The organism is Neisseria blantyrii, from assembly GCF_962747855.1.
Taxonomy (GTDB): Bacteria; Pseudomonadota; Gammaproteobacteria; order Burkholderiales; family Neisseriaceae; genus Neisseria; species Neisseria viridiae.
Genome location: NZ_CAUIZY010000013.1, coordinates 29,100 through 53,702 on the forward strand (window position 1 = coordinate 29,100; position 24,603 = coordinate 53,702).

The window sequence follows — 24,603 nt, forward strand, 5'->3', positions numbered from 1 at the left end:
GATTTTTCCGACCGGATGACCCTGCCGAAGTCCCTTCAGACGGCATTGTCAAGAATTTTATTAAAAACAGGATTCCCATCATGAGCACCCCCGCCCTCCTCGTCCTCGCTGACGGCAGCGTATTTCACGGCACATCAATCGGTTATGAAGGTTCGACTTCCGGCGAAGTCGTGTTCAATACTTCGATGACCGGCTATCAGGAAATCCTGACCGACCCGTCCTACTGCAAACAAATCGTTACCCTCACCTACCCCCACATCGGCAATACCGGCACCAACGCCGAAGATGAAGAAAGCCGCAGCGTTTACGCCGCCGGCCTGATTATCCGCGACCTGCCGCTCTTGCACAGCAACTTCCGCGCCTCCGAAAGCCTGCACGACTATTTGGTACGCAACAAAACCGTCGCCATCGCCGACATCGATACCCGCCGCCTGACCACGCTGCTGCGCGAAAAAGGCGCGCAAGGCGGCGCGATTCTGACCGGCGCGGATGCCACAATCGAAAAAGCGCAAGAACTCATCGCCGCGTTCGGCAGCATGGTCGGCAAAGACTTGGCAAAAGAAGTTTCCTGCACGGAAACTTACGAATGGATGGAAGGCGAATGGGAATTGGGCAAAGGTTTCGTTACCCCCGACGAACAGCCTTACCACGTCGTCGCCTACGATTTCGGCGTGAAAACCAACATCCTGCGTATGCTCGCCTCGCGCGGCTGCCGCCTGACCGTCGTCCCCGCCCAAACGAGCGCGGAAGACGTGTTGGCACTCAATCCCGACGGCGTGTTCCTGTCCAACGGCCCCGGCGACCCCGAGCCTTGCACCTACGCCATCGAATCCGTGCAAAAACTGATGGAAAGCGGCAAACCGATTTTCGGCATCTGCTTGGGACACCAGCTCATCAGCCTCGCCATCGGCGCGAAAACCCTGAAAATGCGCTTCAGCCACCACGGCGCGAACCACCCCGTACAAGACTTGGACAGCGGCAAAGTCGTCATCACCAGCCAGAACCACGGTTTCGCCGTCGATGCCGACACCCTGCCCGCCAACGCAAGGATTACCCACAAGTCCTTGTTTGACAACACCTTGCAAGGCATCGAACTGACCGACAAACCTGTATTCTGCTTCCAAGGCCACCCCGAAGCCAGCCCGGGTCCTCAAGATGTCGGCTACCTGTTCGACAAATTCATTGGCAATATGGAGGCGGCAAAACAATAAACCGGCTGTTTCAGACGGCATCCGGAAAGTATGCCGTCCGAACCCGCAAACAGATTCCGATACAAGGCATACGGACGGTATCCCGACACCGCTTGCCGCCCCAAAATCCCAAAATCAGAAAGGACTTATTTTGACTGAAAAACAAATACGCATCCTTTCCGCCGCCGCCACCCTGACCGCCGTGGGTATGTACGTTTCCTACATCCCGCAAATCCAAAACAACCTCGCAGGCAACCACGGCTCGCCGCTGCAACCCTTCGTTGCCGCCATCAACTGCACATTATGGACTGCCTACGGCTTTTTGAAAGAAAAACGCGACTACCCCGTTATGCTGGCAAACGCCCCAGGCATCCTTTTGGGCTTGATTACGTTTATTACCAGCTTTTAAGGAAGTTTTCAGACGGCCTGTGCGAAATAAAAACAAAAAAACCGTCTGAAAAAATTGTCTTGCCGCAATATTTAACTCAAGCCGAAAACCCGCCTCCCTCCCGTGGGAGAGCGTTAGAGAGAGGACAGCAAAGCTTGTATTTTGGCAATTAGGGAATTTTTTGAGTGGGGAAATTTCCGCGATTCGGAGAACGCCCGAAATATCAACAGCAGGGATTTTCAGACAACCTTTATCGCCAGGCAGATGGGACAAACGCCGCAAGCGTTTTTTCAGGCTGTCTTTGAACCCGTCGGTAGGGTGTGTGCCGCAAGGCACACACGCGGTGGGTTGGGGTTGCAGGGAAAATGGAGAACGCGTGCGTGCGTATCGCACACACCTTACTATGCGGACTATGGCTTGCTATGTTTACTATGTTTTAACAATATAACTATTTCATTAGGAAAATTCATGAGTACTCAACAAACTAAACAATCAAAACGCCCTCATTCAGATTTAAACGGGATAATTAAGACCTTAAGTGAAATTAAAGACGAAATTAAAGATGATGAACTCTTATTGTATAGAGGACAATCAAGTATTCAATGGGATTTAGTACCATCTATTAAAAGAGATGGATTAGATGGGAAAGAAAATGTTTTTATCAAAGAACTTATTTCTTCGTATCCAAATGAATTTTCAGATACAAATACAACTTTTGAACAACTTATAAAGGCTCAGCATTATGAATTACCTACCCGATTAATAGATTTAACATTTAATCCATTGGTTGCATTATACTTTTCTCTTAACTCTGTTGAAGAAAAGCAAAAAAATAATGAAATAGTACATAATAAAGATGGGAAGCCAAAAATGGCTGATGGATGTATTTTTATTTTCAAAGTCAAAAAAAGTACCTTGAAATATTATGATAGTGATACAGTAAGTTGTCTTGCAAATTTGGCATTTCTAACACAAGGTGAAAGGGAGAAAATTAAGGAGTTATGTAGAAATTTCGTAAGAGATGAACCCAATGATGTACAAAAACGTCAAACAGCTATAAACGAATTTCATTCGAATCCTAGTGTAAAAAGACTTCTCCATTTTATTAAGATGGAAAAAAATCATTTTGATGATGACATTAATCCAAAAGACCTACTTTCAAATTATATTGTTAAGGGGAAAATGAATAATAGAAGAATATTGGCTCAACAAGGTGCATTTTTACTATGTGGGCTAAATAGTTTAGAAGAACAAAAAGACATCGTTCCTATACAAAAATTGAAAATATCTGCTACATCAAAAGACAATCTTAAAACAGAATTAGATAAACTCATGTCGATTAATGATGCTACCATTTTCCCTGAGATTATAAACCATGCACATTATATAAAAAAATTCATGTAAATCATTTATCATTCAATTCAGTTTAAAGAGACCCACCCATGCCTAAACGTACCGACCTAAAATCCATCCTTATCATCGGCGCCGGCCCTATCGTTATCGGTCAGGCCTGCGAATTTGACTATTCGGGCGCACAGGCCTGTAAGGCTTTGCGTGAAGAAGGCTACAAAGTCATTTTGGTAAACTCCAACCCCGCCACGATTATGACCGACCCTGAAATGGCGGATGTTACCTACATCGAGCCGATTATGTGGCAGACGGTGGAGAAGATTATCGCCAAGGAGCGACCCGATGCGATTTTGCCCACGATGGGCGGCCAGACCGCGCTGAACTGTGCGCTGGATTTGGCGCGCAACGGCGTGCTGGCGAAATACAATGTCGAGCTGATTGGCGCGACGGAAGATGCGATCGACAAGGCGGAAGACCGCGGCCGCTTTAAGGAGGCGATGGAAAAAATCGGCCTCTCTTGCCCGAAATCCTTTGTTTGCCATACGATGAACGAAGCTTTGGCGGCGCAGGAACAGGTCGGCTTCCCTACCCTGATTCGTCCTTCTTTCACCATGGGCGGTTCGGGCGGCGGTATTGCCTACAATAAAGACGAGTTTTTGGCGATTTGCGAACGCGGTTTCGATGCGTCTCCCACGCACGAGCTGTTGATTGAGCAGTCCGTGCTCGGCTGGAAAGAGTACGAGATGGAGGTTGTACGCGATAAGAACGACAACTGCATCATTATCTGCTCGATTGAAAACTTCGACCCGATGGGCGTGCATACGGGCGACTCGATTACGGTTGCGCCGGCGCAAACGCTGACGGACAAAGAATACCAAATCATGCGTAATGCTTCGTTGGCAGTATTGCGCGAAATCGGCGTGGACACGGGCGGCTCGAACGTGCAGTTTGCGGTGAACCCTGAAAACGGCGAGATGATTGTGATTGAGATGAACCCGCGCGTGAGCCGTTCGTCCGCGCTGGCTTCCAAAGCGACGGGCTTCCCGATTGCGAAGGTGGCGGCAAAACTGGCGGTCGGCTTTACGCTGGATGAGTTGCGCAACGACATCACCGGCGGCAAAACCCCCGCGTCGTTCGAGCCTTCTATCGACTATGTCGTGACCAAAATCCCGCGTTTCGCATTTGAAAAATTCCCCGCCGCAGACGACCGCCTGACCACGCAGATGAAATCTGTGGGCGAAGTAATGGCGATGGGCCGCACCATTCAGGAAAGTTTCCAAAAAGCCCTGCGCGGCTTGGAAACCGGCTTGTGCGGCTTCAATCCGAGAAGCTCCGACAAAGCGGAAATCCGCCGCGAACTGGCCAACCCCGGCCCTGAACGTATGCTCTTTGTAGCCGATGCGTTCCGCGCCGGCTTCACGCTGGAAGAAATCCACGAAATCTGCGCCATCGACCCTTGGTTCTTGGCGCAAATCGAAGACTTGGTGAAAGAAGAAAAAGCGGTTTCAGACGGCATTTTGAGTGATTTGGATTTCGCCGCCTTACGCCGTCTGAAACGCAAAGGCTTCTCCGACAAACGCATCGCACAGCTTTTGGGCATAAAAGAAAAAGAAGTGCGCGAACACCGTTACGCACTGAAGCTGCATCCCGTGTATAAACGCGTCGATACCTGCGCCGCCGAGTTCGCCACCGAAACCGCCTACCTCTATTCCACTTACGAAGAAGAATGCGAAGCGCGTCCTTCCGACCGTAAAAAAGTGATGATTCTCGGCGGCGGCCCGAACCGCATCGGTCAGGGCATCGAGTTTGACTACTGCTGCGTTCACGCCGCGCTCGCCCTGCGCGAATCGGGCTTTGAAACCATCATGGTGAACTGCAACCCCGAAACCGTGTCCACCGACTTCGACACCAGCGACCGCCTGTATTTCGAGCCGCTGACGCTGGAAGACGTGTTGGAAATCGTCCGCACCGAAAATCCGTGGGGCGTGATTGTGCATTACGGCGGTCAAACCCCGCTCAAACTCGCCAACGCGCTGGTTGAAAACGGCGTGAACATCATCGGCACATCTGCCGACAGCATCGATGCCGCCGAAGACCGCGAACGCTTCCAAAAAGTGTTGAACGACTTAGGCCTGCGCCAACCGCCCAACCGCATCGCCCACAACGAAGAAGAAGCCCTCGTGAGAGCCGAAGAAATCGGCTATCCGTTGGTCGTGCGTCCGTCTTATGTTTTGGGCGGGCGTGCGATGCAGATTGTCCACTCCGCCGAAGCCTTGCAAAAATACATGCGCGAAGCCGTACAAGTTTCCGAAGACAGCCCAGTGCTACTCGACTTCTTCTTGAACAACGCGATTGAAGTGGATGTGGACTGCGTTTCAGACGGCAAAGACGTCGTTATCGGCGGCATTATGCAGCACGTCGAGCAGGCAGGCATCCACTCCGGCGACTCCGGCTGCTCGCTGCCGCCCTACTCCTTAAGCGAAGAAATCCAAGACGAAATCCGCCGCCAAACCAAAGCGATGGCGTACGCGCTGGGCGTGATCGGTCTGATGAACGTACAGTTTGCCGTACAAGACGACGTGGTGTTCGTGTTGGAAGTAAACCCGCGCGCCAGCCGTACCGTGCCCTTCGTCTCCAAAGCCACCGGCGTGCCGCTCGCCAAAGTCGGCGCACGCTGCATGGCAGGCATTTCCCTGAAAGAGCAAGGCGTGGAAAAAGAAGTCGTCCCCGATTTCTATGCCGTTAAAGAAGCCGTGTTCCCATTCATCAAATTCCCGGGCGTGGATACGATTTTGGGTCCGGAAATGCGCTCCACCGGCGAAGTGATGGGCGTGGGCGCAAGCTTCGGCGAAGCCTACTACAAAGCCCAACTCGGCTCGGGCGAACGCCTCAACCCGACCGGCAAAATCTTCCTCTCCGTGCGCGAAGAAGACAAAGAACGCGTCATCAAAACCGCTAAAAACTTCCAGGTTTTAGGCTACGGCATCTGCGCCACACGCGGCACGGCGCAATACCTGACCGAACAGGGACTGATTGTACAAACCATCAACAAAGTCCCCGAAGGCCGCCCGCACATCGGCGACGCGCTGAAAAACGGCGAAATCGCACTGGTCGTGAACACCGTTTCCAGCGATCCGCAATCCGTGTCCGACAGCCACATCATCCGCCAAAGCGCATTGCAGCAACGCGTGCCGCAATACACCACCACCGCCGGCGGCGAAGCGATGAGCGAAGGCGCGAAAAGCCGCGACCATCTGGGCGTGTACAGCGTTCAAGAGCTGCACGGGCGTTTGAAAAACCGCAGCTGATACCCGAATCGGCTTGAAAAATGCCGTCTGAAGCCTTTATGGTGTCAGACGGCATTTTGTTGCACATAGCCCTCACTTTCTTTTATAGTGGATTAACAAAAATCAGGATAAGGCAACGAAGCCGCAGACAGTACAAATAGTACGGAACCGATTCACTTGGTGCTTCAGCACCTTAGAGAATCGTTCTCTTTGAGCTAAGGCGAGGCAACGCCGTACCGGTTTTTGTTAATCCACTATACTTTTAAGCACCGCGATTTGGGGCGGTGTGTTATCCAACTGTCGGACATCCATAAAAATACCGCCCGAACCACGGTTCAGACGGCATCTGTCTTGCAACGGACAGCGGCGGTTTAAAGCCTGCCCTCTTCGTTCCGCCCCAAAATCATCGCATCGCCGTAGCTGAAGAAACGGTATTCGCGTTCGACCGCATGACGATACACGGCGCGGATATGACCCATACCCGAAAACGCGCTGACCAACATCAGCAGCGTCGATTTCGGCAAATGAAAATTGGTAACCAGCCTGTCGACAACATTAAAACGGTAGCCCGGCGTGATGAAAATATCGGTGTCGCCCTGCCCGTCTTTCAAGTATCCCGTCGCGCGCGCGGCAGACTCGAGGGCGCGCATGGAAGTCGTGCCGACCGCCCAGACCTTGTTCCCCCGGGCTTTTGCCGCCTCAACGGCGGCGACGGTTTCAGACGGCACTTCAAACCATTCGCTGTGCATTTTGTGTTCTTCGATTTTTTCCACACGCACGGGTTGGAATGTTCCCGCACCGACGTGCAAGGTTACTTCTGCGGTTACTGCACCTTTGTCTTTCAGGAGGCGCAAAAGTTCTTCCGTAAAATGCAGGCCCGCCGTCGGCGCGGCGACCGCACCCTGATATTTGGCATAAACGGTTTGATAACGGCTGTCGTCATCCGCATCGGCGGCACGTTCAATATAAGGCGGCAGGGGCAAATGGCCGTTCTGTTCCAAAAGTTCGTAAACGGTTTGACCGCCTTCAAAACGCAGGCAGAACAGTTCGCCCTCACGCTCGACCATCACGGCGCGAATACCGCCCTCAAACACCAGCCCCATACCGGGCTTGGGCGATTTGGACGAACGGATATGCGCCAGTGCGGTATGACTGTCTAAAACACGCTCGATCAAAGCCTCGATTCTGCCCCCGCTATCTTTCTGACCAAACAGCCGTGCCTTCATGACTTTAGTGTTGTTGAATACCAAAACGTCGCCTGCCTCGACATAATCGGGCAAATCGCCGAATACCCGGTCTTGCAGCGGTATATCGGGCAACGCAACCAAAAGGCGGCTGCTGCCGCGCACTTCAGGCGGATGCTGGGCAATCAGCTTTTCGGGCAGGGTAAAATCAAAATCTGAGATATCCATTGTGACACTTTCATTCGGAACAGCGGCCATTATACGCACTTATCTTTTTCAGACGGCATCTTTGTCCAAAAAACCAATAAATTAGAATAAACACTCTCGACAAAGCATACCTCGCATACCAAACCGACCTCCTGCATATTTCCACCAAAAACTGCTGTTTTTTAATATTTTACTGGACATTTGCCGACAACTTCGGGAAAATGGACACATTCCCACGGTCGTTTTCCACCACAGGAAAACCGTATCCGAACACCATTCCGCCCGGTTTGCGCCGTTGCCGCAAGCCGGCTGTTTTCTGAAAAACCAACGCAACAGCCCGCCGAAAAACCGGCAGCCGTTAAAGGAACAAAAATGGATTTGCGCAAATTAAAAAAACTGATCGATCTGGTTGAAGAATCCGGTATTGCCGAAATCGAAGTTACCGAAGGCGAAGAAAAAGTCCGCATTACCCGAACCATCGCAGCAGCCCCGGTTTATGCGGCACCCGCACCTGCCGCAACCATGGCTGCCGCACCTGCACCGGCACCAACCGCAACAACCCCCGCGCCTGCCGCAGCACCTGCAGCCCGAGATTTGTCCAATGCGCAAAAATCACCCATGGTCGGTACGTTCTACCGCGCACCCGGCCCGAATGCTTCCGCATTTGTCGAAGTCGGACAACAAGTTAAAGCCGGCGACACCTTGTGCATCATCGAAGCGATGAAACTGATGAACGAAATTGAAGCCGAAAAATCCGGTACGGTCAAAGAAATCCTGGTCGAAAACGGTACCCCCGTCGAATTCGGCGAACCGCTCTTCATTATAGAATAATCCTGTTTTCAGACGGCATAGATTCCCGATGCCGTCTGAAATGCTTTCTCCTTCCAGCATTTTTGCACCCGCCTCTTTTATGTCGGGTCGCCTGAAACCACAGGAAAAGTCATCATGTTGAAAAAAGTTTTAATCGCCAACCGCGGCGAAATCGCATTGCGGGTGCTGCGGGCCTGCCGTGAAATGGGCATTGCCACCGTTGCCGTCCACTCCGAAGCCGACAAAGACAGCCTCCACGTCAAACTTGCCGATGAATCCGTGTGTATCGGTCCCGCCTCCTCGGCGCAAAGCTATCTGAATATCCCCGCCATTATCGCCGCCGCCGAGGTTACCGATGCAGATGCCATCCACCCCGGCTACGGCTTCCTTGCCGAAAACTCCAATTTCGCCGAACAGGTCGAACAATCGGGCTTTATCTTCATCGGCCCTAAAGCAGACACCATCCGCCTGATGGGCGACAAAGTATCCGCCAAACACGCCATGATCGAAGCGGGCGTACCTTGTGTTCCCGGCTCTGACGGCGCATTGCCCGACGACGGCGAAGAAATCCTCAAAATCGCCGATAAAGTCGGTTATCCCGTCATTATCAAAGCCTCCGGCGGCGGCGGCGGGCGCGGTATGCGCGTGGTCGAGAAAAAAGAAGACCTGCTCCAATCTGTCGAAATGACCAAGGCCGAAGCAGGCGCGGCATTCGGCAACCCGATGGTTTATATGGAACGCTACCTGCAACGTCCGCGCCACGTCGAAATCCAAGTAATTGCCGACGAACACGGCAACGCCGTCTACCTTGCCGAACGCGACTGTTCTCTGCAACGCCGCCACCAGAAGGTCATCGAGGAGGCACCCGCCCCGTTCATCGATGAAGAGGCACGCAAAAAAATCGGCAAAGCCTGTGCCGACGCGTGCAAACGCATCGGCTACCGGGGCGCGGGCACGTTTGAGTTTTTATACGAAGACGGCGAATTTTTCTTTATCGAGATGAACACGCGCGTTCAGGTCGAGCATCCGGTTACCGAACTCATCACCGGCGTGGACATCGTCCAAGAGCAACTCCGCATCGCATCCGGTCTGCCGCTGCAATACAAACAGAAAGACATCAAAATCGAAGGACACGCCTTCGAGTGCCGCATCAATGCCGAAGACCCGTACAACTTCATCCCCAGCCCGGGTCCGATTGAAAGCTGCCACCTGCCCGGCGGCTTCGGCATCCGCGTGGACAGCCACATCTACCAAGGCTACCGCATCCCGCCGTATTACGACAGCCTGATCGGCAAAGTCTGCGTACACGGCAAAACGCGTGAACAGGCAATGGCGAAAATGCGCGTCGCACTCGCCGAGCTGGCGGTAACCGGCATCAAAACCAATACGCCGCTGCACCGCGACCTGTTCGCCGATGCGGGTTTCCAAAAAGGCGGCGTGAGCATCCATTATCTGGAACACTGGCTGGAAGAACGCAAAGCCAAACAGGACAAGTAAACCGCCGCCGATATGCCGTCTGAAGCCGCCCTTCCGCGTTCAGACGGCATTTCCCTTGCTCCGCCGTCTGAAACCGATTTCGATATTTCCAAGAAAGCCCTCTATGCCTTACCAACAAATCACCATCAACGTCAACGATGCCGTCGCCGAACGCCTCGCCGACACCCTGATGGAACACGGCGCACTCTCCGCCGCCATTGAAGATGCCTATGCAGGCACCGAAAACGAACAAGCCATCTTTGGCGAACCCGGTATGCCGACCGAACAAATCTGGCAGCAGAGCAAAGTCATCGCCCTGTTCGGCGAACACGACGAAGCCGCCTCCATCATCCAAACCGCCGCACAAGAATGCGGATTAAAAGACTTGGCATACACCGGCGAAACCCTTGAAGACCAAGACTGGGTACGCCTGACCCAAGCGCAATTCGACCCCATCCAAATTTCCGAACGCCTGTGGATTACCCCCTCTTGGCACGAAGCCCCCGAAGGCACTGCCGTCAACCTACGCCTCGATCCCGGACTAGCCTTCGGAACCGGCAGCCACCCGACCACGCGCCTCTGCCTCAAATGGTTGGATACACAACTCAAAAACGGCGAAAGCGTCCTCGACTACGGCTGCGGTTCAGGTATCCTGACCATCGCCGCCCTCAAACTCGGCGCAGGTTCTGCCGTCGGCGTCGATATTGACGAACAGGCCATCCGTGCCAGCAAGGACAACGCCGAACAGAACAACATCGATGCACAATTCTTCCTGCCCGACGGCCTGCCTCAAGGGCAATTCGACGTAGTTGTTGCCAACATCCTCGCCAACCCTTTACGTATGCTCGGCGAAATGCTCGCCGCCCGCACCAAACAAGGCGGCCGCATCGTGTTATCCGGTTTGTTGGACGAACAAATCGAAGAACTCAGCGGCATTTACAGCCAATGGTTCGATCTCGATCCTGCGGAAACCGAAGAAGGATGGGCACGATTGAGCGGGACAAAACGCTGACAAGCAAAGGAAACATCATGCAGGATAAAAACAACCTCTGCTGGCTCGATATGGAAATGACGGGGCTGAATCCCGAAACCAACCGCATTATCGAAGTCGCGATGATTATTACCGACTCGGATTTGAATGTATTGGCACAATCCGAAGTTTACGCCGTCCACCAAAGCGACGAGCTGCTCGACAATATGGACGAGTGGAACACCGCCACACACGGCAGGACGGGGCTGACACAGCGCGTACGCGAATCGTCGCATACCGAAGCCGAAGTCGAACAGAAACTGCTGGACTTTATGTCGGAATGGGTACCCGAACGCGCCACGCCGATGTGCGGCAACTCCATCCACCAAGACCGGCGTTTTATGGTCAAATATATGCCGAAACTGGAAAACTACTTCCACTACCGCAACCTCGACGTTTCTACGCTGAAAGAGCTTGCCAAACGCTGGAATCCGCCCGTTGCCAAAAGCGTCGTCAAACGCGGTTCGCACAAGGCATTGGACGACATTTTGGAGAGCATCGAAGAAATGCGCCACTACCGCGAACACTTTCTGATTTCCGCCCCGAAAGCCGAAGCGCAATAAGAAACAAACAATGCCGTCTGAAACGCTGTTTGCATTTCAGACGGCATTTTTACAGCAGATTGAAATCAAAAATATACACGCCCGTCATTCCCACGCAGGCGGGAATCCGGAAGGTCGGGCTTGTTGGTCATGAAGTGGTCTTGAAAATGAAACGTTATCGAAAATCTGACGAACTGAAAGAAAAATATAGCGATATAGATGAGACTTTTGAATTTATAAAGGGGTTTATCTATGTAATTGCCCTTGCTTTTACCGCATATGTCGCTATCCGTTTTTTCTGATGCGCTTCCGATAAAATGCCGTCTGAAGGCTTCAGACGGCATTGTTTCAGGTGGCGGCGGCTTCCTGCCGGGTGCGGCTGATTTCGGCACGTTATTTTCAATCATTACAGAAACTGAAAGGTCTGGATTCCCGCCTGCGCGGGAATGACGGCGGTGTGCATTCTTACTTCAATCTGCCAAACAAATCGAACAGAAAAACCCTGTTCGTCAAAACATCATGCAGCCATCGCCTTGAACACTTCAACCGCAACCGCAACCGTTTCGTCAATCAGCTCGGGCGTATGCGCGGCGGAAACGAAACCTGCTTCATAAGCAGACGGGCCGAAGGCGACATTGCGGTCGAGCATGCCGTGGAAGAAGCGTTTGAAAGCGTCGATATTGGATCGCGCCATATCGGCATAGTTTCGCGGCGTATGGCTGGCAAAATACAAACCAAACATACCGCCTACGCTGTCGGCGGCAAACTCGATACCGTACGCTTTGGCGGCGGCGGCAATACCGTTGGCAAGGCGTTGTGTCAAGGCGGTCAGGTTTTCATAGAAGCCTTCGCGCTGGATGATTTCCAGCGTTTTCAAGCCTGCGGCGACAGCAATCGGGTTGCCCGACAAGGTGCCTGCCTGATACACGCCGCCCAGCGGGGAAATACATTCCATAATGTCTTTGCGCCCGCCAAACGCGGCAAGCGGCATACCGCCGCCGATGACTTTGCCCATCGTGGTCAGGTCGGGCGTGATGCCGTGCAGCGATTGTGCGCCGCCGAGCGCGACGCGAAAACCGGTCATCACTTCGTCGTAAATCAACACTGCGCCGTGTTTTTCAGTCAATTCGCGCAGGGCTTTGACGAAGGCTTCGGTCGGGCGGACAAGGTTCATATTTCCGACGAAAGGCTCCAAAATCACACAGGCAATGTCATTGCCGCTTTGAGCAAAGGCTTCTTCGAGTTGGGCGATATTGTTGTACTCGAGGACTAAAGTGTGTTTGGTAAAGTCGGCAGGCACACCGGCGGAAGAAGGATTGCCGAAGGTGAGCAGACCGCTGCCTGCTTTCACCAACAGGCTGTCGGAATGGCCGTGGTAGCAGCCTTCAAATTTGATGATTTTGTCGCGACCGGTAAAACCGCGTGCCAGACGGATGGCGGTCATGGTGGCTTCGGTACCGGAGCTGACAAGGCGCAGCCGTTCGACGGACGGCATGATTTTGGCGATTTCTTCGGCGATGACGATTTCGCCCTCGGTAGGCGCGCCGAACGACAAACCGCCTAACGCGGCTTCGCGCACGGCTTCGATGACTTCGGGGTGCGCGTGTCCGACAATCGCGGGCCCCCACGAACCGACATAGTCGGTGTAGCGCGTGCCGTTTTCGTCCCAAACATACGCGCCTTCGGCTTTTTTGATAAAGCGCGGCACGCCGCCGACGCTGCCGAATGCGCGGACTGGCGAATTCACACCGCCGGGGATGACCGCCTTGGCGCGGTCGAATAAAATTTCGTTACGGTTCATATTTATCCTCAAATGCCGTCTGAACGGCAGGTTTCGGGCTTGGAAGCAGAAAGCCCCATTTTATCATTTTTCAGGTTGCGACAAGGATTTGCCCGCTTCTTTGCGGATGACGCCAACCGCATCCCGGATGACGGAACGCTCGTCTTTTTCCACTTTATGTGTAAAGCGGTAGTCTCGGACGACTCCCTCCCCGTCGTAATCCACACACCACTCCCAATGCCGCCGCTCCGATTTCATATAAATGAAATTGGTCGGCAGAAAATTGTAAAGCGGCAGGCTGACCTCGTGATAGGCATAACAGCCGAACGGATTTTGCCGCCCGAAACGCGCTTCCACTTCCGCCCGGGTCGTCTTGCCCCTAACCACAAACTGAGCGATTTTTTCTTCCGTCTGATCACGCAGGAACTGATGTTCCCTGTCGCCGAAATTGCTGGTACACGCACACAGCAGCAATGCCGCCCATACAACTGGTCTCATATACATCTCCGTCAAATCAAACCTTCATTATACAGCCGTCCAAACCGAATAAATTCATATTAAAAACAATATTCTGTTTACAAAACCCACATCGTGCTATAATCCGCACCGATTTTCAGACGGCACCGTCATGCCGTCTGAAATTTTTTCATTCCAACAACAATCAGCCCCGCAATTACGGCTGCCTGAGAAAGACACAAACCATGAAAAAAGTATTTATCCGTACCTTCGGTTGCCAAATGAACGAGTACGACAGCGAAAAAATGCTGTCCGTCCTTGCCGAAGAACACGGCGGCATCGAGCAGGTTACCCAGCCCGACGACGCCGACATCATCTTGTTCAACACCTGTTCCGTGCGTGAAAAAGCGCAAGAAAAAGTTTTCTCCGATTTGGGCCGCGTGCGCCCGCTCAAAGAAAAAAATCCCGACCTCATCATCGGCGTTGCCGGCTGCGTCGCCTCGCAAGAAGGCGAAAACATCGTCAAACGCGCGCCGTATGTGGACGTGGTTTTCGGCCCGCAAACGCTGCACCGCCTGCCCAAACTCATCGTTGACAAAGAAACCACCGGACTCTCACAAATCGATATTTCCTTCCCCGAAATCGAAAAATTCGACCACCTGCCGCCTGCGCGCGTAGAAGGCGGTTCGGCATTCATTTCCATTATGGAAGGCTGTTCCAAATATTGCTCTTACTGCGTCGTCCCTTACACCCGCGGCGAAGAATTCTCCCGTCCGCTCAACGACGTATTGACCGAGATTGCCGGTTTGGCGCAACAAGGCGTTAAAGAAATCAACCTCTTAGGCCAAAACGTCAATGCCTATCGCGGCGAAATGGAAAACGGCGAAATCTGCGACTTTGCCACTTTGTTGCGCATTGTCCACGAAATCCCCGGCATCGAACGCCTGCGCTTTACCACCAGCCATCCGCGCGAATTTACCGACGCGATTATCGAGTGCTACCGCGACCTGCCGAAGCTGGTTTCCCACCTGCACCTGCCGATTCAAAGCGGTTCCGACCGCGTATTGAGCGCGATGAAACGCGGCTACACCGCCTTGGAATACAAATCCATCATCCGCAAACTGCGTGCCATCCGTCCTGATTTATGCCTCAGCTCCGACTTTATCGTCGGCTTCCCGGGCGAGACCGAGCGTGAGTTCGAGCAAACCTTGAAACTGGTGAAAGACATTGCCTTCGACTTGAGTTTCGTCTTTATTTACAGTCCGCGCCCTGGCACGCCTGCTGCCAACCTGCACGACGACACGCCGCACGAAGAAAAAGTGCGCCGCCTCGAAGCTTTGAACGAAGTCATCGAAGCCGAAACCGCGCGCATCAACCAAACCATGATCGGCACGGTACAACGCTGCCTGGTCGAAGGTATCTCCAAAAAAGACCCCGACCAACTGCAAGCCCGCACCGCCAACAACCGCGTGGTCAACTTTACCGGCACACCCGACATGATTAACCAAATGATCGATTTGGAAATCACCGAGGCCTACACCTTCTCCCTGCGCGGCAAAGTTGTCGAAGCCTAAACCCTCACGCCGAGAAAATGCCGTCTGAAACGTTTCAGACGGCATTTTTCAGTCTTGCAGCGTACCGGTTCAATTGACAGCAGATTGAAATATAGTGGATTAACTTTAAACCAGTACGGCGTTGCCTCGCCTTGTCGTACTATCTGTACTGTCTGTGGCTTCGTCGCCTTGTCCTGATTTTTGTTAATCCACTATAGAACACGCCAAACATCAGAACGTTTTGTTAAACTCGACAAACACCCGATTTTTCTCGTATTCGTTAAACACATCGTTACTCCACGTTTCGCGGTGCGACAGCGTCAGGCGCGGCGTGATGCCTTTGAAATGCAATGCCCGGTGCCAAAGGCTCAAAGATGTGTCCAATTCTTTATCCCTGCGCCTTTCCCCTTTAAAACCGCTGAAAAAGCCGGGTTTTTCATAATGCCGTTTCGCCGCGCCGAGGCGCAACAGCGAAGACAGGCCGCTGCCGCCCCATTCCTGCCCCCAGGCAAAGCGCAGGCCGTAACGGTTGAAATTGTCGCCACGGTCGGCGGGGTTGCGCTCGCGGTAAAAATCCAAACCGCCCGTCCAATATTGGCGCGCATTCCGGTAAAACACCAGCGAATTGGAAATTTGCAAATGGGTATTGTCGGAACGCGCCCGGCGCGTATTCTTCAAACGCCCCCACTCCGCCGAAGACAGCGTTTGCCATTTCGGGGTTTGCCAACGGTTGAAATAAAGGCGTGCGCCGTTGGCGTAAGAATAAGCGTCGTTGCCGTAGGTGCGGCGTTCGTGGAACACTGCCAGCCCGACATCTTTACGCCGGTCGGCAAAACCGATGCCGCCGGAAACACCTGCCGTCATATCGTTGAATTTCTTATTCCCCGGATAAACCCTGCCGGACACGTCGCCGCCCGCCGTCGTGTACCAGCCGTTTTTCAGCGACCATTTTTTCTCCGCGCCGAGCCGGTAATTGACCGCCGTGCCGTCCACCTGTTTCGGGAAAGTCCAGTTACCGTACTGCTGCTGTTTCGGAGCTTGGTTGATATTGTGTTCGCGGGTAACGCTGAAACCGCCGTTTACCTTCCACGCATCGCGTTCGCGCAATGCCTTGCGGTACAGCTCGACCTGTTCCATAAGCTGCGGCGGCAGGTTTTCCGCCTTCAGGCGGTCGAACTGGTCTGCCGCCGCCTCGTTCTGCCTGTCTTCAAACAATGCCGCCGCCAAACGCATACGGACGGCGGGCGCGTCGGGTTGGGCAGCAATCAATTCCCGGTAATGAGAAACCGCTTCTTTCACCCTACCGTCTGCCTGCGCCAAAATCCCTTGTGCATAAAGTGCCAGCATCTTATCCTGCTGCGCCTGTTGTAGGTAAATCGGCAAAATAACGCGGATACCGGCAATATTGTTTGAAACTACTGCGGAATACATCGCGCGGGACAGCAATTCGGGATTTTTCAGCAGGGTTTCGCCGTCAATCTGCAAAACTTTTCCTTTTTCCCGCACCTGCCCCGGTACCTTCTCCCTGTCGATCGGTTTGGCCTCCGCTTCATGAAGCCTGAACTCGGGACGGCTTCTCAAATCTGGTTCGCGCGGTGTTTCTTCGGCATATGCCGCGCTTGCCAATAAAGGCAGCAACAGCATCCATCTGTTTCGTGCAGGCATAAATGTCTTCCCACAAAAATAAAAATAAAAAATAACCATTATCAACTGGCGGATTGTATCAGTTTTTTATGCCGCTGTTCCAAACCCTGCCGCCCGATGCCGCGACAATGCCGTCTGAAGCCAGAATCGGGTTTCAGACGGCAGCAAAAAACCGGCGGTTTCCCGCCGGTTTCATCATTATGCCCCGCCCTTCGGGGCGGCAGGGTTCGGATCGGTTTGCGGGGCGGCGCGCGGGGCCGTGCAGGTGTGCCGCCTGTGCGTCAAAACATTTCCCGACGCATCAAAACAGCCATTTGACCAACAATGCGGCTTCTTTGTCGCCGTCCGTCCTTTTGCCGTATCCGATGCGTGCGGACATATGGCCTTTCCAACCGGCTTCAATACCGAACCGCCCTTCGAGCGCCGTCCTGCCTGCCAGCGTCTGTTTTTCGCCGTCCATTTCCACGCCGAAAGATTTTGACCTGTGCAAAACATTAAAAGCGGCAAAAGGCTGAAGATTGACACCATTACGCAAAGCAAAACGGGTTTTTGCCCGAATGCCGGCGCGGCTTTGCCACTGACCGCTGCCGAGCAGTCCGACCGCCGTCCCCTCGCTGTCGGTAAAGCCGCCGTTTACGCCCAAGTAGGTAAACTGCGCCTGTGGTTGCAAGTAAAACCGCACATTATTGCCTTTTCCGACAACGCCTTCCGCCACAAGCGCGTTGTAGCCGCCTTCGACAGAAGCCGTCCAACCTTTGGTTTTGTAGCGTTCCGCACGATTTTCATCATTGATGCGGTGTTTGAAACGTTGGTATTGCAACCAGCCGTCCAAATACGCACCCGTTTGTTTATCGCGCAACTGATGCCACGCAGCATAAACACCCCCGCCATAACCATGCAAATAACTACCTGCCGCACCGCCTTTGCCGTTGACTGATGCGTGCTGGCCAGCCCTGCTGCCCATCACGCCGATTGCCAGTCGGCTGCCTTCATTTTGCCGTACAAACACCTCGCCGCCGATTTGCACGCCTTTGCGCCGCCCGTCCGCAGTCGCGCCGCCCCGTATATTTTGATGCGACCGTCCGCCGATTAAGCGCAGCCACAATTTTTGACGGGACGGATCGGCGGCATACACGTCGTCGCCCCTGTCGGCGGCACGCAGCCCAAACAAAGTATTTGCCGCATAAGCCTGTTGGGCATATAAAACCGCTTCCGTCTCAGGGATAGCCAAACGCTGCACGCCCAAGCAAAATCCGCCTTCGCATTGCTTGAGCAATAATTCGTACAGCCCGGATTTATAGGTTTTATCCAAACCAAACGCATCTTTATCGGCTTGTTTCGCCGCAATCAGTTTGCGCCCGTCGAGCGTTTTCAGATTTTCCGGCCGGCGTTCCAAAACCACATTGGATTTTCCGCTGACTTTGTCTTCAAAGGTCAGGGCGGGTTCGTCCGACTCCCGCACGTCGTAGCCGAACAGGAAATCCGCGCCGCCCTGATACGCTTTATGGACGGTCAGTTTTTCATCTTTCGTGTTCAGGCGGATGCGGGCATTATCGGAAGTTTCCAGCGTATGGATGTCGGAATGGCGGCGCGGTTCCCAAAGGGAATCTTTCAGCGTCATCTTGGTCAGTTCCAACACCTGTCCGGCGACGTGGGATTTGTTTTCGATTTTGACGTGCAGTGTTTTATTGAAGATGTTGTCGAGATTAGTCTGTGGTGTATAAGGAGTAAGTACGGCGTCTTCTATCAATTGATTAATTATATTGGGTCTTTTCTGTTTAAGTATATCAAATGTTCCTCCAAGCTGTTTTCTATATACTTCCTCAACTATTTTTTTATTTTTTTCCCAATCTTCGGGTCTTGTTTTGTATAAATCCTTTAATTGATCCTTAACCGCCTGCTTTAAATCAGCCCCGTAATGATCTGTAATATATTTCTTAACAACAGGCATATTATCGACGGCGAGGATGCCGCTATTGTAGTTTTTACCCGTGATATTGATTTCGTCATACCCGTATTCGGATGAATTTTGATCGGTTTTGCCGCTGGAAAAATAATGGGAAACGCCGTTTGCCGGCTTGTCTGAAAATGAAAAATCGGTATCGTTGCCGATTTCGGTAGAACGAGTATTTGAACCGAGCTGATAACTGAAAGTACCGAAGCAATCAAAAGACACACTGCACGGGCCGCGCCAAACGTGGGAATTTCTGTTTTCCGCATCCTTCAAGATAAATTGGTTACTAATCTCGGCTTCTTTGACGGGATCGTACGCATCCGAACCCCAAGCATATGGCGTGCAAAACAGTGATAAAACAGATAATGTTAATAGATTAACCCGACCGCTTGCTTGCTTGCTTGCTTGCTTGCTTGCTTGCTTGCTTTCAGTGTCATGAGAAATCTTCCTTTGTCAAGTGTTAAAATTATAATGATTATATACTACATAAAACTACACCACAATGAAAAATCAGGAAAAACAAAAAACCCCTCCGCCGTCATTCCCGCGAAAGCGGGAATCTAGACCTTTCGGGGCGGAAACTTATCGGATAAAACGGTTTCCCCTGCATCCTAGATTCCCACTTTCGTGGGAATGACGGGATATAGGTTTCCCTACGGACGTGTTCAGATTACCGCCTGCGCGGGAATGACGGAATTTCAGATTGTTGTTTTGATTTTCTGTTTTGTGGGAATAACGGGATTTTGGATGATGTGCATTTATCGGGAAAACTAAAAACTCTCCGCCGTCATTTCCGCGAAAGCGGGAATCTAGAATTTTAATGCCGCAAGAATTTATCAGAGATGGCCGGAGTTTAAAGGTCTGGGTTCCCGCCTGCGCGGGAATGACGGCTCAAAAGTTACGAAACGAAAAATAACCGAAACCGAACAAGCCGGATTACCGCGCGGGCGGGAAGGACGATAAGCGTATTTTTATTTCAATCCGCCATATTGTCTTTTCACTGAGAACAGATTTCAGCCGCCTATCCCTGCATCCGGCGGCTGATGTAATCGGCAATCAAATCCCGCTTTTCCCAAAAAAACTTCTGCATTTTTTGTTCGGAATACAGTTTGCGTACCAGAGTAGGCAGACCGCTGTGGACGATGGCGGCGATTTCTTTGTTGCCTTTTTCTTCCTGCATCGCCGTCTGAAAATCCATACCCCTGCCTTTCAGATATGCTGCAAGGCGGTTGCGGATGTGGGAATTGAGTTCGATGGATTTGAGCATTTTGCCTCCGTTTTGCGGTAAGGATTTATTCGATTTGTTTATCCGCCTGATTTTATCACGTTTCCCAAGCGGTTTGCCTGTACAATACCGCTTTTCGGCAGGGTGTGGGCGATGATGTTTTCTTGGTTCAAACTGTTTCACTTGTTTTTTGTCATTTCGTGGTTTGCAGGGCTGTTTTACCTGCCGAGGATTTTCGTCAATATGGCGATGATTGATGCGCCGCGCGGCAATCCCGAGTATGTGCGCCTGTCGGATATGGCGGTGCGGTTGTACCGTTTTATGTCGCCTTTGGGTTTCGGCGCGGTCGTGTTCGGCGCGGCGATACCGTTTGCCGCCGGCTGGTGGGGCAGCGGCTGGGTTCACGTCAAACTGTGTTTGGGCTTGATGCTCTTGGCCTATCAACTGTATTGCGGCGTGCTGCTGCGCCGTTTTCAGGATTACAGCAATGCTTTTTCACACCGCTGGTATCGCGTGTTCAACGAAATCCCCGTGTTGCTGATGGTTGCCGCGCTGTATCTGGTCGTGTTCAAACCGTTTTGACGGAGCATCTTATGCCGATAGAAATCGAACGCCGTTTTTTGATTGAAAACGACAACTGGCGGCGATACGCCGATGAGCCGCTACTGTTGAGGCAGGGTTATCTTTCTGTTGAAAAAGAACGCACCGTCCGCGTCCGCATTGCCGGAAAACGGGCGTGGCTGACGCTGAAAGGCTATATTTCGGAAATCAGCCGCAGTGAGTTTGAATACGAAATCCCGCTTGCCGATGCGGAAAAGATGATGGAAACGATGTGCCCGTTTAAGATGGAAAAACGGCGTTATCCGGTCAGATGGGGCGGCAGCCTGTTTGAAGTCGATGTTTTCCTTGGCGAAAACGCGCCTTTGGTCGTCGCGGAAATCGAGTTGCCCGACGAAAATGCCGATTTTGACCGCCCGGACTGGCTGGGGCGGGAAATCACTGCCGACGGTATGTTTACCAATGCTTATTTGAGCAAACACCCGTTCTCAAGCTGGAAAAATACCGTCTGAAACGGCTTCAGACGGCATCTGCCTTGCGGTTATCCCTTGAGGTAATGCACGAATGTATATGCAACGCCTTTGCTGCTGACACGGCGTTCCGTCCGCTCTGCTTCTTTCCAATACGTCCGGTCTATTTCGGGGAAAAATGCATCACCTTCCACAGTCAGGCCGACTTCGGTTATCCGCAAATCGGTCGCCAACGGCATCGCTTGTGCGTATATCTGCGCGCCGCCCATAATGACGGCTTCTTCCGCGCCGGCGCACAATGCCAATGCCGCCTCCAAACTTGCCGCCGTTTCCGCGCCTGCCGCGCAATAATCCGCCTGCCGGCTGATGACGATGTTCCTCCGTCCGGGCAGGGGTTTGACGGGCAGGGATTCCCACGTTTTCCGCCCCATAATGACGGGTTTGCCCAAGGTATAGGCTTTGAAAAATGCGAAATCTTCGGGGATGTGCCAAGGCATCGCATTGCCCGCCCCAATGCACAGATTCTCCGCACACGCTGCAATTAAGGTTATTTTAGTCATGTCGTCTCCATAAAAATGCCGTCTGAAAGCTTCAGACGGCATTTTATGATATTCCGTATCAAAAATCTCAACCGGCGCGCGCCATACGTTTTTTGTTTGCACCTGCCAACAATGCCAACAGTTCTTCAGTCGCGCCCCAACCAATACACGCATCGGTAATGCTCTTACCGTAAACTTCCGGCTTATCCTGTCTGCCTTCTATTAAATGGCTTTCTACCATTACACCCATAATATTGCTCCCGTCCTGTTCCAATTGGGCGGCAATATCCCGTGCCACGTCCATCTGCTTGGTATAATCCTTGCGGCTGTTAGCATGGCTGCAATCAATCATCAGCTTGTCGGTTACGCCTGCCGCACGCAGTTGTTCCGCCGCAGCACTGACGTGTTCCGCATCATAATTCGGCTCTTTACCGCCCCGCAAAATAACATGACAATCTGGATTGCCACTGGTATGGACAATGGCGGAATGTCCGGCTTTAGTTACAGACAAGAAATGATGGGAATGGCTCGCCGCACCAATTGCATCAATTGCAATCTTCAAATTACCGTCCGTACCGTTTTTAAAGCCGACGGGACAGGACAGACCGCTTGCCAATTCACGGTGGACCTGGCTTTCAGTCGTCCGTGCACCGATTGCCCCCCAAGAAATCAGGTCGGCATAATACTGGGGTGTAATCATATCCAAAAATTCGGTAGAGGCAGGCATGCCCATATTATTCAGGGACAACAACAGGCTGCGCGCCTGACGCAAACCGAAATTGATATCGAATGTTCCGTCCAAGTGCGGGTCGTTAATCAAACCTTTCCAACCCACCGTCGTTCTCGGCTTCTCGAAATAAACTCGCATCACGATCAAAAGCTCGTTTTCATACTGTTTACGGAGTTTCAACAAACGCTCCGCATATTCCAACGCCGCTTTCGGATCGTGAATCGAACACGGCCCGATAATGACCAAGAGCCGTTTATCCTTACCATGCACCAAATCCGAAATCTCATGGCGCGTACGGTGAACCAGACCCGAAGCCTCTTTGGAAATCGGCAGCTCGTAAAGATGGGCAATCGGCGGCAACAACTCTTTAACTTCTTTAATCTTAATATCGTCTGTGGGGTAATGGTGTGTCATCTTGCATCTTTCCTGATGGGTTTTTATACGCGGCTTAGGTTACATCGTTTACCTTGCACAAACAAGTGCAACATATTACTACAAAGCTATTTTATTTCAAAATAACTGATATATCTTTTTTCATAGATTTTAAATTTCATATTTTTAATATTTTAGGAATTTTATTTCAAAGAAAAAGAAACAGATTGATAAAAACAATACCCGCCATTCATTAGGGCAAAACCGTACGGAACATCCGTTTTCCCGTTTCCACGACAATCTGGTACAGGACACCTCGCTGCCGATTCCGCCTGCACATCCGGCAAGATTTCATACGCAAGGAAAATGTTGAAAACAAAAGAACTAATTGCTTGAAAAAAGATTTTATTGGAATGCGGGTATTTCCCACACTTTCTCCATTTATTTATCCTCATTATAAAAACATGAAAAAAACCCTGCTTGCACTCTCACTTGCAGCCGTGTCCGCCGTTACGGTAACCGACATTCCCGAATCTAACGGCAAAAGCGAATACAAAGTCTTTCCGCTTATGTTAAAGGCAAAGCCACTACCGGCAATTTGAAAGAAAAACAACGCACACCGTCCATCGGCTTCCGTTCAACGAACGCCACAGTATGCGTTTTGAGACAGAGTACGCCTGAAGCAAAACGATGCAGACGACAAAAGAGGGAATTCACACATCGCTAACGGCGCAATAGGCAAAACGGCTGCCGTGTATGCCGGTTATACCCACACCCAACCGGTCGGTGAATCCACACGTTTCCGTGGCGGTTTGGAGCGCGTCCAAGTTAAACGTTATCTGGGAGAAAAGTGCTGCGGCTACGCCTGTCCAAAAAGCGAACGCCTCCCCCAGCAAGCAGATGGTAAAATCCGTCAAAACCTTGGCGAAGGCTGGTTTCTGAAGCCATAAGCGGGGTGGCTGTCTATCTCCGCAACAAAAACAAAATAGCAATTGCCTCCCAAGATGCCAACCTAAACTCCAAAGGCCGGTTCGTCAGCAACGGGCTGAATATGGGCAAACAACTGACCGGCAGTCTCGGCGTAGAGTTTGACCCATACTACCGCCACCGCGCAATCCGCAAGTCTGCCGAATTTGTCTCGAATACTACCAAAACCAAAACAGACAGCGAAGAGTTTAACGAGTACGGCTTCCGCGTAGCCGCAACATTCTAAAACGCTTGTGTGAATAGGAAGACTGCAAAATATTGCTGCCTTTTTCTGTTTGCTTTGAATAAATCGAAAATGCCGTCTGAAACCGATTTTCAGACGGCATTTGCCCCTTAAAACACGTTTTTTCAAGCGCAACCATACCAAACACCCACAGGTTGCCTTCCACCCTTCGTACAACCTTTGCTCCATCAAACACCCGCTTCCCAAATACTGATGTCTGCTTGGGTTGAATCGGCATTCGTGCGATTACGGCGCACCGCCTAATCTGTACCTGCATCTGTTGCGCCCAATACCAAAGGCTACCTGAAAATCTCCCAAACTTTTCAGGTAGCCTAAGACCTTTGCAAAATTCCCCAAAATCCCCTAAATTCCCACCAAGACATTTAGGGGATTTCTCACGAGCACCTTCTTCCGGCAAACTGCACAAGCCATGATTGCCAAACACATCAGCCGCTTCCCACTATTGAAGTTGGATCAAGTGATTGATTGGCAACCGATCGAACGATACCTGAATCGTCAAAAAACCCGTTACCTTCGAGACCACCGCGGCCGTCCCGCCTATCCCCTGTTGTCCATTTGACTGAAAAAGGCCTAAAAGTAGAGAAAGCATCCGCCGCTGTCGTTGATGCCACCATTATTCAGACCGCC

23 protein-coding genes and 1 pseudogene are annotated in these 24,603 nt (G+C 51.9%); 16 read left to right on the forward strand and 8 right to left on the reverse strand.

Features of this window, described 5'->3' with window-relative positions:
- Window positions 1-80: 80 nt before the first annotated feature.
- The 4 genes from carA (at window position 81) to carB (ending at window position 6,236) form a co-directional block, all read left to right on the forward strand.
- Entirely contained in the window at window positions 81-1,211 is a 1,131-nt protein-coding gene (carA, locus tag Q9J80_RS09485) for a glutamine-hydrolyzing carbamoyl-phosphate synthase small subunit (RefSeq protein ID WP_301672997.1), read from the forward strand.
- A gap of 130 nt (window positions 1,212-1,341) precedes the next feature.
- Window positions 1,342-1,599, forward strand: a complete 258-nt coding sequence (locus tag Q9J80_RS09490) for a SemiSWEET family transporter (protein ID WP_301672996.1) — start codon at window positions 1,342-1,344, stop codon at window positions 1,597-1,599.
- 141 nt (window positions 1,600-1,740) lie between these two features.
- The gene (locus tag Q9J80_RS09495; RefSeq protein ID WP_304671546.1) at window positions 1,741-2,982 is read left to right on the forward strand and encodes an FRG domain-containing protein; all 1,242 of its coding nucleotides are present in this window, start codon (window positions 1,741-1,743) and stop codon (window positions 2,980-2,982) included.
- A 38-nt stretch (window positions 2,983-3,020) separates the two neighbouring features.
- Window positions 3,021-6,236 carry a carbamoyl-phosphate synthase large subunit gene (gene carB, locus Q9J80_RS09500; RefSeq protein WP_304674175.1) on the forward strand — a complete coding sequence of 1,072 codons (3,216 nt, stop codon included), beginning with the start codon at window positions 3,021-3,023 and terminating at the stop codon, window positions 6,234-6,236.
- Between the two features lie 350 nt (window positions 6,237-6,586).
- On the opposite strand, the gene queA is transcribed toward carB, so the two are convergent.
- Window positions 6,587-7,627, reverse strand: coding sequence for a tRNA preQ1(34) S-adenosylmethionine ribosyltransferase-isomerase QueA (gene queA, locus Q9J80_RS09505; RefSeq protein ID WP_301672993.1), 1,041 nt, complete (start codon window positions 7,625-7,627; stop codon window positions 6,587-6,589).
- A 115-nt stretch (window positions 7,628-7,742) separates the two neighbouring features.
- On the opposite strand from queA, the gene Q9J80_RS09510 reads away from it, so the two are divergent.
- The 5 genes from Q9J80_RS09510 (at window position 7,743) to orn (ending at window position 11,485) form a co-directional block, all read left to right on the forward strand.
- Window positions 7,743-7,997 (forward strand): acetyl-CoA carboxylase, encoded by a 255-nt coding sequence (locus Q9J80_RS09510; protein WP_373325235.1) that lies wholly within the window; start codon window positions 7,743-7,745, stop codon window positions 7,995-7,997.
- Complete coding sequence (gene accB / locus Q9J80_RS09515; RefSeq protein ID WP_301672992.1) at window positions 7,979-8,437, forward strand: acetyl-CoA carboxylase biotin carboxyl carrier protein; 459 nt, start codon at window positions 7,979-7,981, stop codon at window positions 8,435-8,437. Before Q9J80_RS09510 ends, accB begins: the two co-directional genes overlap by 19 nt.
- Before the next feature lie 114 nt (window positions 8,438-8,551).
- The gene (gene accC, locus Q9J80_RS09520; protein WP_301672991.1) at window positions 8,552-9,913 is read left to right on the forward strand and encodes an acetyl-CoA carboxylase biotin carboxylase subunit; all 1,362 of its coding nucleotides are present in this window, start codon (window positions 8,552-8,554) and stop codon (window positions 9,911-9,913) included.
- A gap of 103 nt (window positions 9,914-10,016) precedes the next feature.
- Window positions 10,017-10,904 carry a 50S ribosomal protein L11 methyltransferase gene (gene prmA / locus Q9J80_RS09525; RefSeq protein WP_304671544.1) on the forward strand — a complete coding sequence of 296 codons (888 nt, stop codon included), beginning with the start codon at window positions 10,017-10,019 and terminating at the stop codon, window positions 10,902-10,904.
- A 17-nt stretch (window positions 10,905-10,921) separates the two neighbouring features.
- Entirely contained in the window at window positions 10,922-11,485 is a 564-nt protein-coding gene (orn, locus tag Q9J80_RS09530) for an oligoribonuclease (RefSeq protein ID WP_301672989.1), read from the forward strand.
- Between the two features lie 496 nt (window positions 11,486-11,981).
- Here the strand turns inward: orn and hemL are convergent, their stop codons facing one another.
- Both hemL and Q9J80_RS09540 read right to left on the reverse strand, forming a co-directional pair.
- Window positions 11,982-13,265, reverse strand: coding sequence for a glutamate-1-semialdehyde 2,1-aminomutase (gene hemL, locus Q9J80_RS09535; RefSeq protein WP_304671543.1), 1,284 nt, complete (start codon window positions 13,263-13,265; stop codon window positions 11,982-11,984).
- Between the two features lie 63 nt (window positions 13,266-13,328).
- Window positions 13,329-13,742: a glucosamine-fructose-6-phosphate aminotransferase gene (locus Q9J80_RS09540; RefSeq protein WP_304674174.1), complete on the reverse strand. Its 414-nt coding sequence runs from the start codon at window positions 13,740-13,742 to the stop codon at window positions 13,329-13,331.
- A gap of 203 nt (window positions 13,743-13,945) precedes the next feature.
- On the opposite strand from Q9J80_RS09540, the gene miaB reads away from it, so the two are divergent.
- Window positions 13,946-15,274, forward strand: coding sequence for a tRNA (N6-isopentenyl adenosine(37)-C2)-methylthiotransferase MiaB (gene miaB / locus Q9J80_RS09545; RefSeq protein WP_107860129.1), 1,329 nt, complete (start codon window positions 13,946-13,948; stop codon window positions 15,272-15,274).
- A 210-nt stretch (window positions 15,275-15,484) separates the two neighbouring features.
- Here miaB and Q9J80_RS09550 read toward each other — a convergent pair whose 3' ends face one another.
- From Q9J80_RS09550 to Q9J80_RS09560, 3 genes are all read right to left on the reverse strand, one after another.
- Window positions 15,485-16,951, reverse strand: coding sequence for a surface lipoprotein assembly modifier (locus tag Q9J80_RS09550; RefSeq protein WP_439652351.1), 1,467 nt, complete (start codon window positions 16,949-16,951; stop codon window positions 15,485-15,487).
- Window positions 16,952-17,198: 247 nt separating this feature from the next.
- Complete coding sequence (locus Q9J80_RS09555) at window positions 17,199-19,295, reverse strand: autotransporter outer membrane beta-barrel domain-containing protein (protein ID WP_304678567.1); 2,097 nt, start codon at window positions 19,293-19,295, stop codon at window positions 17,199-17,201.
- Between the two features lie 577 nt (window positions 19,296-19,872).
- The gene (locus Q9J80_RS09560) at window positions 19,873-20,118 is read right to left on the reverse strand and encodes a hypothetical protein (protein ID WP_014573754.1); all 246 of its coding nucleotides are present in this window, start codon (window positions 20,116-20,118) and stop codon (window positions 19,873-19,875) included.
- 111 nt (window positions 20,119-20,229) lie between these two features.
- Here Q9J80_RS09560 and Q9J80_RS09565 point away from each other — a divergent pair, with 111 nt between their 5' ends.
- Entirely contained in the window at window positions 20,230-20,658 is a 429-nt protein-coding gene (locus Q9J80_RS09565; protein ID WP_079885928.1) for a CopD family protein, read from the forward strand.
- 11 nt (window positions 20,659-20,669) lie between these two features.
- Complete coding sequence (locus Q9J80_RS09570) at window positions 20,670-21,146, forward strand: CYTH domain-containing protein (protein WP_301672986.1); 477 nt, start codon at window positions 20,670-20,672, stop codon at window positions 21,144-21,146.
- A gap of 29 nt (window positions 21,147-21,175) precedes the next feature.
- On the opposite strand, the gene Q9J80_RS09575 is transcribed toward Q9J80_RS09570, so the two are convergent.
- The gene (locus Q9J80_RS09575; RefSeq protein ID WP_304672828.1) at window positions 21,176-21,664 is read right to left on the reverse strand and encodes a dihydrofolate reductase; all 489 of its coding nucleotides are present in this window, start codon (window positions 21,662-21,664) and stop codon (window positions 21,176-21,178) included.
- A 67-nt stretch (window positions 21,665-21,731) separates the two neighbouring features.
- A complete protein-coding gene (gene aroG, locus Q9J80_RS09580) occupies window positions 21,732-22,787 on the reverse strand; it encodes a 3-deoxy-7-phosphoheptulonate synthase AroG (protein WP_304672826.1) in 1,056 nt (351 codons plus the stop codon).
- A 350-nt stretch (window positions 22,788-23,137) separates the two neighbouring features.
- On the opposite strand from aroG, the gene Q9J80_RS09585 reads away from it, so the two are divergent.
- The 4 genes and pseudogenes from Q9J80_RS09585 to Q9J80_RS09600 all read left to right on the forward strand — a co-directional run.
- The gene (locus Q9J80_RS09585; RefSeq protein ID WP_301672984.1) at window positions 23,138-23,347 is read left to right on the forward strand and encodes a hypothetical protein; all 210 of its coding nucleotides are present in this window, start codon (window positions 23,138-23,140) and stop codon (window positions 23,345-23,347) included.
- Between the two features lie 154 nt (window positions 23,348-23,501).
- Complete coding sequence (locus Q9J80_RS09590; protein WP_301672983.1) at window positions 23,502-23,687, forward strand: hypothetical protein; 186 nt, start codon at window positions 23,502-23,504, stop codon at window positions 23,685-23,687.
- Window positions 23,688-23,700: 13 nt separating this feature from the next.
- The gene (locus tag Q9J80_RS09595) at window positions 23,701-23,958 is read left to right on the forward strand and encodes a hypothetical protein (RefSeq protein WP_301669615.1); all 258 of its coding nucleotides are present in this window, start codon (window positions 23,701-23,703) and stop codon (window positions 23,956-23,958) included.
- A 427-nt stretch (window positions 23,959-24,385) separates the two neighbouring features.
- Window positions 24,386-24,603, forward strand: a pseudogene (locus Q9J80_RS09600) (IS5/IS1182 family transposase); the annotation flags it as partial.

Excerpts from the sequence above, each read along its gene's own strand:
- carA (WP_301672997.1), top strand. The coding sequence starts at position 81 with ATGAGCACCCCCGCCCTCCTCGTCCTCGCTGACGGCAGCGTATTTCAC.
- carB (WP_304674175.1), top strand. The coding sequence starts at position 3,021 with ATGCCTAAACGTACCGACCTAAAATCCATCCTTATCATCGGCGCCGGC.
- queA (WP_301672993.1), bottom strand. The coding sequence starts at position 7,627 with ATGGATATCTCAGATTTTGATTTTACCCTGCCCGAAAAGCTGATTGCC.
- accB (WP_301672992.1), top strand. The coding sequence starts at position 7,979 with ATGGATTTGCGCAAATTAAAAAAACTGATCGATCTGGTTGAAGAATCC.
- accC (WP_301672991.1), top strand. The coding sequence starts at position 8,552 with ATGTTGAAAAAAGTTTTAATCGCCAACCGCGGCGAAATCGCATTGCGG.
- prmA (WP_304671544.1), top strand. The coding sequence starts at position 10,017 with ATGCCTTACCAACAAATCACCATCAACGTCAACGATGCCGTCGCCGAA.
- orn (WP_301672989.1), top strand. The coding sequence starts at position 10,922 with ATGCAGGATAAAAACAACCTCTGCTGGCTCGATATGGAAATGACGGGG.
- hemL (WP_304671543.1), bottom strand. The coding sequence starts at position 13,265 with ATGAACCGTAACGAAATTTTATTCGACCGCGCCAAGGCGGTCATCCCC.
- Q9J80_RS09540 (WP_304674174.1), bottom strand. The coding sequence starts at position 13,742 with ATGAGACCAGTTGTATGGGCGGCATTGCTGCTGTGTGCGTGTACCAGC.
- miaB (WP_107860129.1), top strand. The coding sequence starts at position 13,946 with ATGAAAAAAGTATTTATCCGTACCTTCGGTTGCCAAATGAACGAGTAC.
- Q9J80_RS09560 (WP_014573754.1), bottom strand. The coding sequence starts at position 20,118 with ATGCTCAAATCCATCGAACTCAATTCCCACATCCGCAACCGCCTTGCA.
- Q9J80_RS09565 (WP_079885928.1), top strand. The coding sequence starts at position 20,230 with ATGATGTTTTCTTGGTTCAAACTGTTTCACTTGTTTTTTGTCATTTCG.
- Q9J80_RS09570 (WP_301672986.1), top strand. The coding sequence starts at position 20,670 with ATGCCGATAGAAATCGAACGCCGTTTTTTGATTGAAAACGACAACTGG.
- Q9J80_RS09575 (WP_304672828.1), bottom strand. The coding sequence starts at position 21,664 with ATGACTAAAATAACCTTAATTGCAGCGTGTGCGGAGAATCTGTGCATT.
- aroG (WP_304672826.1), bottom strand. The coding sequence starts at position 22,787 with ATGACACACCATTACCCCACAGACGATATTAAGATTAAAGAAGTTAAA.
- Q9J80_RS09590 (WP_301672983.1), top strand. The coding sequence starts at position 23,502 with ATGCCGGTTATACCCACACCCAACCGGTCGGTGAATCCACACGTTTCC.